Raw genomic sequence first — 10,876 nt, forward strand, 5'->3', positions numbered from 1 at the left:
CAGCGGATGTGGTTCCTCAATCGGTTCGAGCCCGAGTCCGCTGTGAACAATATTCCGGTGGCGATCCGGCTGACCGGAACACTCGATGCCGCGGCGCTGCAGGCGGCCGTCATCGACGTGCTCGACCGGCACGAAGCGCTTCGGACCGTCTACCCGAGCGTGGACGGCACCGGGCATCAGGTGATTCTGCCTGTCGAGGCGGCGACACCGGACCTGACGCCGACCACCCCCTCGGCCGACGGTGCAGTGGCCGATCTGATCGCCTTTGCGTCCGAAGGATTCGACGTCGCCAGGTCGACTCCCTTGCGCGCCAAGCTGTTCCGCGTCGCCGATGACGAGTACGTGTTGGTGTTCGTGGTGCATCACATCAGTGCCGACGGCTGGTCCATGGGACCTCTGACTCGTGATGTCATGACCGCATATCTCGCTCGTGTCGCAGGTGAGGCTCCGCAGTGGATTCCGCTGCCGGTTCAGTATGCCGACTTCACGCTGTGGCAGCGCGCGGTGCTCGGCGACGACGCGGATCCGAGCAGTCTGATGGCATCGCAGGCGAGCTACTGGCGCACTGCACTGGCAGACCTGCCAGTGAGCTGACTCTGCCGTACGACCGACCACGTCCGGCCGTGCAGTCCTACGAGGGCGGGCGATTCCAGTTCGACATCGATGCCGATGTGCACGCGTCGCTGGTCGAGCTCGCCAAGTCGACCGGAACCACGTTGTTCATGGTCGTCCACAGCGCCCTCGCCCTGTTCCTGGCGCGAATGTCGACCTCCGACGACGTCGCTGTGGGTACCGCCGTAGCCGGCCGAGGCGAGGCAGTACTCGACGATGTGATCGGCATGTTCGTCAACACCTTGGTGCTGCGAACGAAAGTCGACCGAAGCCGAGGATTCACCGAGCTGCTGGCACAGGTTCGTGACGTCGACCTGGAGGCGTTCGCGCACGCGGACATTCCGTTCGAACGGCTCGTCGATCTGCTCGAGCCCGAACGGTCGACGGCCCGTCATCCGCTGTTCCAGGTGGCGATCGCCTTCGAGAATCTCCCGCCGAGCCACTTCGAGCTTCCGGGACTGACGGTCTCGGCCGTGGACGTCGAGGTCGACACCGCAAAGTTCGACCTGTCGTTGACCCTGCACGAGAAGCCCGACGGAACCGGCCTTGCGGCCAGCTTCGTCTATGCGAGAGATCTGTTCGACGAGAACACGATCGAAGTGTTCTCGCGCCGATTCCGTTGGTTGCTCGACGCGGTCGCCGCCACACCGGATATTCCGGTCGGCGACCTGTCGATCCTCTACGACGACGAGTACGAACGCCTCACTCACGTGCACGGTGACGACGTGTTGGCCGGCGGCACCCTGGCCGAGATCCTCACGGCCGGAGCCGCCCTCGATCCGTCGGCCGTCGCCATCAGGTACGAGGGCCGGTCGATTTCCTACGCCGAACTCGACGCGACCTCCTCGCAGCTCGCGCGCGTTCTCATCGAACGTGGCGCGGGACCGGAATCCGTTGTGGCACTCGGATTTCAACGCTCCTACCTCATGGTGCTGGCAGTATGGGCAGTGGCGAAGTCGGGTGCGGCCCACCTGCCCGTCGATCCCACGTATCCGCAGGATCGCATCGCCCACATGGTCTCGGACTCCGAGGCCGTACTGGGCCTGACCACCCGGGAGCACTTGGATCAGCTCGCCGCCGGACAGCAGGATCTGCCCTGGGTGAGCGTCGACGACGACCAGTTCGTTGCCGAGGTCCGCACTCGGTCTGCCGAGCCGGTCACCGACGCCGACCGCCTGCGACCCGTCACCTTCCAGAACCCGGCCTACCTCATCTACACCTCGGGCTCGACCGGCAAGCCGAAGGGCGTTGTCGTCACTCACGCCGGTCTCGGCGGCGTCCTCGACGCAGCAACCGATCTGTACCACCTCTCGCCACCTTCACGCTTTCTGCACGTCTGCTCGCCGAACTTCGATCCGTCGGTTCTGGAGTGGATGGCGGCATTCTCGGTCGGCGCAACATTGGTGATCGTGCCGGCGTCGATTCTCGGCGGCACCGAGTTGGCCGAACTGCTGAAGGCGGAGAAGGTCACTCACGCCATCATCACCCCGGCCGTGCTGGGGACGATGGACCCGCACGGGATCGATTCGCTCGAAGTGCTCTCGGTCGGCGGCGATGTGACCACTCCCGAACTGCTCGCCCGATGGGCACCGGGCCGCAAGTACTTCAACGGATACGGACCGACCGAGACGACGATCATCTCCAGCTTCGCCGAGTTGACGCCCGGCGAGCCGATCACCATCGGTCGACCCATCCACGGCATGTCCGTGCTCATCCTCGATTCCCGACTCGAACCGGTTCCGACCGGCGTCGCGGGTGACCTCTATCTGTCGGGCGGTGCGCTCGCTCGCGGCTATCTCGGTAGGCCCGGTCTGTCTTCCGAGCGCTTCGTGGCCAACCCGTACGGCATCGACGGCGCACGGATGTACCGCACCGGTGACGTGGTGCGGTGGACGGACGACCTGCAGCTGCAGTTCGTGGGGCGTACCGACTTCCAGGTGAAGGTGCGCGGATTCCGCATCGAGCTCGGCGAGATCGACTCGGCGCTCGCCGCCGATCCCAGCGTCGATTTCGCAGTGACGGTAGGTCACCTGCTTCCGTCCGGCGTCACCACTCTCGTGTCCTACGTTCTTCCGTGCGCGGCAGCGTGATCGATGTCGAGGAGCTTGCCGCGTTCATCGGGAAGTCCCTGCCGGGGTACATGATTCCGGCATCCATCGTCGTTCTCGATGCGATCCCGCTGACCCCGGTGGCAAGCTCGACCGGGCCGCCCTACCTGCCCCGGTGTTCGAGGCCGGTCGGTTCAGAGCGCCGACCACCGCGGTCGAGGAGACCGTCGCCGGTGTGTTCGCCGGTGTGCTCGGTATCGACCGGGTGGGGCTCGACGACGACTTCTTCGCGCTCGGCGGTAACTCACTGATCGCGACGCAGGTCGTGTCGCGTCTCGGCGCGGCTCTGGACACCGTGGTGCCGGTGCGGGCATTGTTCGAGAGCTCGACCGTTGCGGCCCTGGCGGCGCACGTGGAGACGGCCGTCGGATCCGGTGCCAGGGCGGCACTGGCACCGCGGCCGCGTCCGGAACGCCCGCCCCTGTCGTCGGCCCAGCAGCGCTACTGGTTCCTGAACCGGTTCGACACCACGTCGTCGGTGGACAACATCCCGTTCGCGGTCCGGTTGTCGGGTGACCTCGACGTCGCGGCGTTGCACACAGCCGTTCTCGACGTTCTCGAACGTCACGAATCTCTGCGGACGCAGTACCCCGATTCACCCGAAGGTCCTTACCAGCAGGTACTTCCGGCCTCCGAGGTAGCCCTGGATTTGACCGTCCGTGACCTGTCCGCCGGTGGGCAGGCCGATGTGGTGACGGTCGTCGGGGAATTCTTCGGACGCGGCTTCGACGTCACCAGCGAGGTGCCCGTCGACGCACGACTGTTCCGCGTGGCCGATGCCGAGTACGTTCTGGCATTCGTCGTCCACCACGTCTCGGCGGACGGTGCCTCGATGGGCCCGTTGGCAGTGGACATCATGACTGCGTACACCGCGCGTTCGGCTGGTATTGCGCCGGATTGGGAACCCCTCCCCGTGCAGTACGTCGACTTCGCGTTGTGGCAGCGTGACGTGCTCGGTTCCGAATCCGATCCTGATTCTGTTGCTGCACAGCAAGTCTCGTTCTGGAAGCGTGCTCTGGCCGAGCTGCCGGACCAGCTGGCGCTTCCCGCCGACCGCCCACGCCCGCCGAGCCAGAGCTTCCGCGGCGATACGGTGCGCTTCACCGTCGACGCGGGACTGCACGAGGGTCTCGCCGAACTCGCACGCGCACATCAGTCCACGTTGTTCATGGTGGTGCACTCGGCGTTCGCGGTGTTCCTCGCCAAGCTCTCCGGTTCCGAGGACATCGCCATCGGCACCCCCATCGCCGGGCGCGGCGAGCGTGCCCTCGATCCGATGATCGGCATGTTCGTCAACACGTTGGTGTTCCGGTCTACGGTCGAGCCGTCGATGACGTTCGAGGAACTGCTCGCGCAGTCGCGTGAACGCGACCTGTCCGCATTCGCGCATGCGGACGTGCCGTTCGAGCGCCTCGTCGAGGTGCTCAACCCGGTCCGCTCGACCGCCCGCAACCCGTTGTTCCAGATCGGCCTGAGCTTCCAGAATCTCGCCGATTCGACGTTCGAGCTCCCCGGTTTGACGGTCAGTGCGGTCGATGCCGACACGGCGACGGCCAAGACCGATCTGCAGCTGTCGATATCGGACCAGTACGCCCCGGATGGTTCGGCGGCCGAGCTGGCAGCCGAATTCAGTTACGCCACAGACCTGTTCGATCGGTCGACCGTCGACGGTTTCGTCGAGCGATTCGTCGAGGTGCTGCGGACCGTGGCGAACGACCCCTCGGTCGTCGTCGGGGACCTCGATGTCCTCACTGCGACAGAGCGCCGCACCATTCTGCGCGACTGGAACGACACCGCGCACCCGGTGGATTCCGAGCTGACCCTGGCGGCACTGTTCGACCGCCGGGTGCAGGCGGACCCGGATGCGATTGCACTGATCGACGCACGAGAGTCGTTGACCTACCGTGAGTTCGACGCACGGATCAACCGGCTGGCGCGGGTCCTGATCGCCTCGGGGGTCGGCCCGCAGGTGACCGTGGCCCTGGCGATCCGCAGATCCGTCGAGTTGCTGGTGGCCATGTACGCGGTCACCAAGGCAGGCGGCGCGTACGTGCCGATCGACCCCGATCAGCCTGCCGAGCGGAACACTTACATCCTCGAGGTCGCCGCTCCGGCGCTGGTGCTCGGCACCACCGGAGTCGACATCGACACTGGAACGGTGCCGGTCGTGTCGGTCGACACCGACGACAGGCTGCACCGTTCGAGTGCGGTGGTGTCCGATGCGCCTGTCACCGACGCCGAGCGCACCTCGCCGCTGCGCGCAACGAACACCGCGTACGTCATCTTCACGTCCGGTTCTACCGGTCGACCCAAGGGCGTCGCGGTGAGCCACCGCGCGATCGTCAACCAATTGCTCTGGCAGTCAGAGCATTACGGACTCGACAGTACCGACCGGGTGCTGCTCAAGACCGCGGCGACATTCGACCTGTCGGTCTGGGAATTCTGGGTGGCCACGATCTCCGGCGGTGCGTGGTGATCGCCGAGGCCGGTGCACAGGGTGATGCGGCCTATCTGGTGGACCTGATCGCCGAACGATCGGTCACCACGCTGCATACCGTGCCCTCCGTGCTCGACGCCCTCGTCGCTGCGTCGGCGGGAGCACTTCCGAAGAGCCTGAAGACAATCCTGGCGATCGGGGAGGCGCTTCCGGTCGCGACCGCAGACCGCGCACTGCGTGCGTCCAAAGCACGACTGGACAATCTGTACGGCCCGACGGAAGCCGCTGTATCGGTCACCGCACATCGCGTCGTCCGGACGACCGGTGCCTCCGTGCCCATCGGTGGACCCGAATGGAACACCAGGGTCTACGTCCTGGACTCGCGCCTTGCACCGGTACCGGTAGGTGTAGCAGGCGAGCTCTATCTCGCGGGCGCGCAGCTGGCCGAAGGCTACGTCGCGCGGCCGGACCTGACCGCGGAGCGATTCGTGGCCGACCCGTTCACTCCGGGCGGACGGCTGTACCGCACCGGCGACCTGGTCACCTGGCGCAAGGACGGCGAACTCGAGTACGTCGGCCGGACCGACTTCCAGGTGAAGATTCGTGGATTCCGCATCGAACTCGGCGATATCGATGCCGCCCTGGGGTCGCTGAACGAGGTCGGCGACGTTGCGGTGCTTGCGCTCGACGACACCGGACTCGGTGCACGCCTCGTGGCCTACGTCGTGCCCGCTGTCGGTGCCACGGTGGACTCCGACAGGTTGCGCACAGCTCTGTCCGGCCGGTTGCCCTCGTACATGGTTCCGTCGGCTTTCGTGATCCTCGATGCGTTGCCCCGCAACGCCAACGGGAAGCTGGACCGACAAGCGTTGCCGGAGCCGCAGTTCGAGGCGGCACAGTTCCGCGCACCGACCAACCCGGTCGAAGAAGCGGTGGCGGCGGTGTTCGCCGAGGTGCTCTCGGTGGAACGGGTCGGTTTGGACGACGACTTCTTCGCACTCGGCGGCAACTCGCTGATCGCGACTCAGGTGGTCTCCCGACTGGGAGCCGCACTCGACACTCAGGTGCCGGTGCGATCGATCTTCGAATCGCCGACGGTTCTCTCGCTCGCCCGTGCCGTCGAATCCAAGGTGGGCACCGGTGCACGACGGGCGCTCACGGCCCGCCCGCGGCCCGATGTGGTGCCGCTGTCGATGGCGCAGCAGCGCATGTGGTTCCTGAGCCAGTTCGATCCGACCTCTGCCGTGAACAACATTCCGGTGGCAATTCGGTTGTCCGGCAACGTCGATGTCGATGCTCTGTCGAGCGCGGTCCGCGATGTCCTCGCACGGCACGAGATTCTGCGCACCGTGTACCCCGAGGTCGACGGACGAGGCAGTCAGGTGGTCCTCGGTACTGCCGAGGCGGGGGTGACGGTAACCGTCGACGACGTCGATGCCGACTCCGTGGAGCAGGTCCTGCGAACATTCGTCTCGGCCGGATTCGACGTGACCCGAGCCGTTCCGGTTCGGGTTCGGATTCTGCGAGTGAGCGAGTCCGAGTACGTGCTGGCATTCGTGGCGCACCACATCGCCGCAGACGGTTTCTCGATGGGGCCGCTGACCCGGGACGTGATGATCGCCTACACGGCCCGCGCAGCGGGGGAGAGCCCGCAGTGGGCACCGCTTGCCGTGCAGTACGCGGACTACACGTTGTGGCAGCGGGACGTCCTCGGCTCGGCGGACGATCCCGAGTCGCCGCTGGCAGCGCAATTGGCGTACTGGACCTCGGCCCTCGCGGGGGCGCCTGCGCAGCTCGATCTCGCCACCGACCGTCCCCGGCCCGCCGTGGCGTCCTATCGCGGTGCGGCATACAACTTCTCGATCGATGCGGCCCTGCAGTCGAACATCGCCCGCGTCGCGCGATCGACCAATGCCACCAACTTCATGGTGGTGCACACCGCCCTGGCCGTCTTGCTGTCGGCGATGGCGGGAACCGACGACGTCACGATCGGGACCCCGGTGGCAGGCCGAGGAGACGCCGATCTGGACGGACTCGTAGGCATGTTCGTCAACACGCTCGCACTGCGTACCGGGGTGAACCCGGCGGCGTCGTTGCGCGAGCAGCTGGCGCTCGTCCGAGACGCCGATCTCGGTGCCTTCGGGCACGCCGACGTGCCGTTCGAGCGGCTCGTCGACGAGCTGGCACCGGACAGGTCTCAGGCCAGGCATCCGATCTTCCAGGTCATGCTGACCTTCCAGAACCTCGAACGGCAGACGTTGACGCTGCCCGAGCTCGGTGTCGAGGGCATCGATCTGGGCAGCGCGTTCGCCAAGTTCGATCTGCAGGTCACGCTGTGGGAGAACGTCGACGAATCCGGCGCTCCTGCCGGTATCGACGTCCAATTCGATTACGCCACAGATCTCTTCGACGAGTCGACCATGAGCGCGCTCGCGCGTCGCCTGGTGCGCGTTCTCGGCACTCTCGTCGACGACCCGGATCGCATCGTCGGTGACGTCGACATTCTCGAGGACGGTGAGCGCTCCCGCGTCCTGGAGGAGTGGAACGCCACCGGGCACGAGGTGGATGCTGGGGCGACGCTGGTGTCTCTCTTCGAATCGCGGGTTGCGGCGAGCCCGGAGAACATCGCGACGAGCTTCGGCGACGAACGGGTGAGCTATCGCGAGTTCTCGGACCGCGTGAACGCATTGGCGCGAGTTCTCGTCTCGGAAGGGGTTGGCCCGGAAACCGTCGTGGCGACCGCCATGCGGCGATCGGTCGACATGCTGGTGGGTGTCTACGCGGTGCTGACCGCAGGTGGTGCCTACGTGCCGGTCGATCCGGATCTGCCCGCCGAGCGCATCGGGTACATCCTCGACACCGCGGCACCGGTGGTCCTGCTCACGACCGAGCGGGACGGCACCGCACTCCGATCGAACGTCAACCGAATCCTGGTCGACGCCGTCGACACCACAGGTGTGTCCGCCGCACCGATGACCGACGCCGAGCGGATCGCACCGCTGCGGCCCGCCGACATCGCCTACGTCATCTTCACGTCCGGGTCGACCGGTCGACCCAAGGGTGTCGCGGTGAGCCACGAGTCGATCGTCAACCGATTGCTGTGGATGCAGGCGGAGTACTCACTCACCGAGAGCGACAAGGTGCTGCAGAAGACACCGGTCACGTTCGACGTGTCGGTGTGGGAGCTGTTCTGGCCGTTGCAGATCGGTGCCGAACTCGTCATCGCCGAACCCGACGGCCATCGGGATCCGATCTATCTGGTGAGCACCGTCGCCGACCGAGGCATCACCGTTGCCCACTTCGTGCCGTCGCTGCTCGCGGTGTTCGCGACCGCCGAGGGCGTCTCGAACTGCACGGGACTGCGTGCGGTCTTCGCCTCCGGCGAGGCGCTGCCTGCCTCGGTTGCCTCGGCCCTGCGCGCTGCACTGCCGACCACCGAACTGCACAACCTGTACGGCCCGACCGAGGCCGCAGTCGACGTCACCTACCACCGCGTGGTGCCGGCCGACATCGCGTCGGTCCCCATCGGTGCTCCGGTCTGGAACACCCGAGTCACCGTGCTCGATGCACGCCTGCACCCGGTCCCGGTCGGGGTACCCGGGGAGCTGTATCTCGCCGGAGTTCAACTCGCCCGTGGATATCTGGGGCGAGCGGATCTCACCGCCGACCGATTCGTCGCCGACCCGCACGGCACTGCAGGCTCGAGGATGTACCGCACCGGAGACCTCGTTCGGTGGAACGCCGACGGTGAGCTGGAATACCTCGGCCGCACCGACTTCCAGGTCAAGCTGCGCGGACTTCGCATAGAACTGGGTGAGATCGAGGCCGCCCTGACGGCACACCCGTCCGTGGATCAGGCCGTGGTGCTGGTTCGGCAGACCCCGTCGTCCGGTGAAATTCTCGTGGGCTACCTCGTGCCCGCCGCCGGGGCGACGATCGATACCGACACGGTCACCGCCGCCGTCGCCGCATCGGTGCCCGAGTACATGGTTCCCGCCGGTCTCGTGGTTCTCGATGGCTTGCCGCTCGGCCCGAACGGCAAGCTCGACCGACGAGCGCTACCCGAACCCGAATTCGGCAGCGACGCCGAGTATCGCACGGCCAGTACCGATACCGAACGCATCATCGCGGAGGTCTTCGCGGACGTGCTCGGGCTCGACACCGTCGGCGTCGATGATTCGTTCTTCGCGCTCGGGGGCGACAGTATCGTCTCCATCCAGCTGGTCTCGCGTGCCAAGGCACGGGGAATCCAGTTCGGACCACGAGATGTGTTCGAGCGCAAGACCGTCGCAGGTCTCGCCGAAATCGCGGTGACCGTCGGTGAAGGCAGCGACGCCGTTGTGCTCGAGGAACTCGACGGCGGGGGAGTCGGCTGGATGCCGTTGCCGCCGTTCGGTGTTGCACTGATCGAGCGCTGTGGAGGCTGGTCGCGCTTCCACCAGGCCGTCACGCTCGAACTGCCCATCGGCATAGACCGAGCCGGAATTCTCGCGACGCTGAACGCCGTGATCGATCGGCACGACGTGGTGCGCTCCACCCTGGTCCACGACGACCGCGGGTGGGGGGCTCGACGCGGCGGCACCAGGGAGTGTCGATGCGGGGTCGATGCTGACCGAGGCCGACACGGATTCCGCTGCAACGGCATTCGATTCCGCTGTCGGAACCCTCGACCCCACGGCCGGGCGCATGCTGGCCTTCGTCTGGGTCGATCGCGGTCCAACCGAAGCAGGCACGCTCTCCGTCATCGCCCACCACCTCGTGATCGATGGAGTGTCCTGGCGAATCCTGATCCCCGACTTCGTCTCCGCGTGGGCGCAGTTGTCCGCGGGAGCGGCCGCGACTCTTCCCGAGGTGGGAACGTCGATGCGGCGGTGGACGCATGCGTTGGTCGATGCCGCGTCGAGCCAGGCGCGCCTGGAGGAACTGCCGATGTGGCGGCGGATCGCCGACACCGAGGACCCCGTTCTCGGCGACCGCCCCTTCGATCCTGCACGCGACGTCGTTGCCACCCTCGGCAGGGTCGATGTCGAGCTGACACCCGAGGTCACGCGCAGCCTGTTGACGACAGTGCCGGAGATCTTCCGCGGTGGCGTCGCCGACGGGTTGCTCGCCGGTTTGGCGCTCGCGGTCACGAAACTGCGTGCGGGGCAAGGAATCTCGGCACCGGCCACGCTGGTGCAGCTCGAAGGGCACGGCCGCGAGGAAGCGGTGGTGCCGGGAGCCGATCTGGGACGCACAGTCGGATGGCTGACCAGCTTGTTCCCGGTGCGCCTCGATCTGACCGGTATCGACGTCGATGCCGCATTCACCGGTGGGCCGCAGCTCGGCGATGCCGTCAAGGCCGTCAAGGAGCAGATGCTGGCGCTGCCCGAGCGAGGCATGGGCTGGGGACTGCTCCGCTACCTGAACTCCGAGACCGCTGCGGAACTGGCGGAACTCGGCACCGGCCAGATCAGCTTCAACTACCTCGGACGCGTCAACACCGGCGAGGTGTCGGACGAGATGAAGTCGCTCGGATGGCTACCCGCAGCGGACAACGAGCTGTCGGCGGCCGGTGACGCCGACATGGCGGCCAACAAGACCGTCGACATCAACGCCATCGTCCTCGACACCGACGACGGCGGCGTACTGAGCGCCTCGTTCGCATTCCCGACCGGGGCGGTGACCGAGGCGACCGTCGAGCGGCTCGCGCAGCTGTGGGTCGGACGCGTTGACCGCA

At 66.5% G+C, this 10,876-nt stretch carries 3 protein-coding genes and 2 pseudogenes; all 5 read left to right on the forward strand.

Features of this window, described 5'->3' with window-relative positions; all coding sequences use genetic code 11:
* Window positions 1-594: condensation domain-containing protein (locus tag RHBS_RS31590; protein ID WP_145977538.1), on the forward strand; the 594-nt coding region annotated here is incomplete at its 5' end.
* A 29-nt stretch (window positions 595-623) separates the two neighbouring features.
* Window positions 624-2,702 carry an amino acid adenylation domain-containing protein gene (locus RHBS_RS30820; RefSeq protein WP_272913871.1) on the forward strand — a complete coding sequence of 693 codons (2,079 nt, stop codon included), beginning with the start codon at window positions 624-626 and terminating at the stop codon, window positions 2,700-2,702.
* A 223-nt stretch (window positions 2,703-2,925) separates the two neighbouring features.
* A pseudogene (locus tag RHBS_RS32340) lies at window positions 2,926-3,015 on the forward strand (phosphopantetheine-binding protein); the annotation flags it as partial.
* A 149-nt stretch (window positions 3,016-3,164) separates the two neighbouring features.
* A pseudogene (locus RHBS_RS31595) lies at window positions 3,165-9,449 on the forward strand (condensation domain-containing protein); the annotation flags it as partial.
* A 394-nt stretch (window positions 9,450-9,843) separates the two neighbouring features.
* Window positions 9,844-10,876: condensation domain-containing protein (locus RHBS_RS17465; RefSeq protein ID WP_237669340.1), on the forward strand; the 1,033-nt coding region annotated here is incomplete at its 3' end.

Source organism: Rhodococcus sp. BS-15, assembly GCF_000813105.1.
GTDB lineage: Bacteria > Actinomycetota > Actinomycetes > Mycobacteriales > Mycobacteriaceae > Rhodococcoides.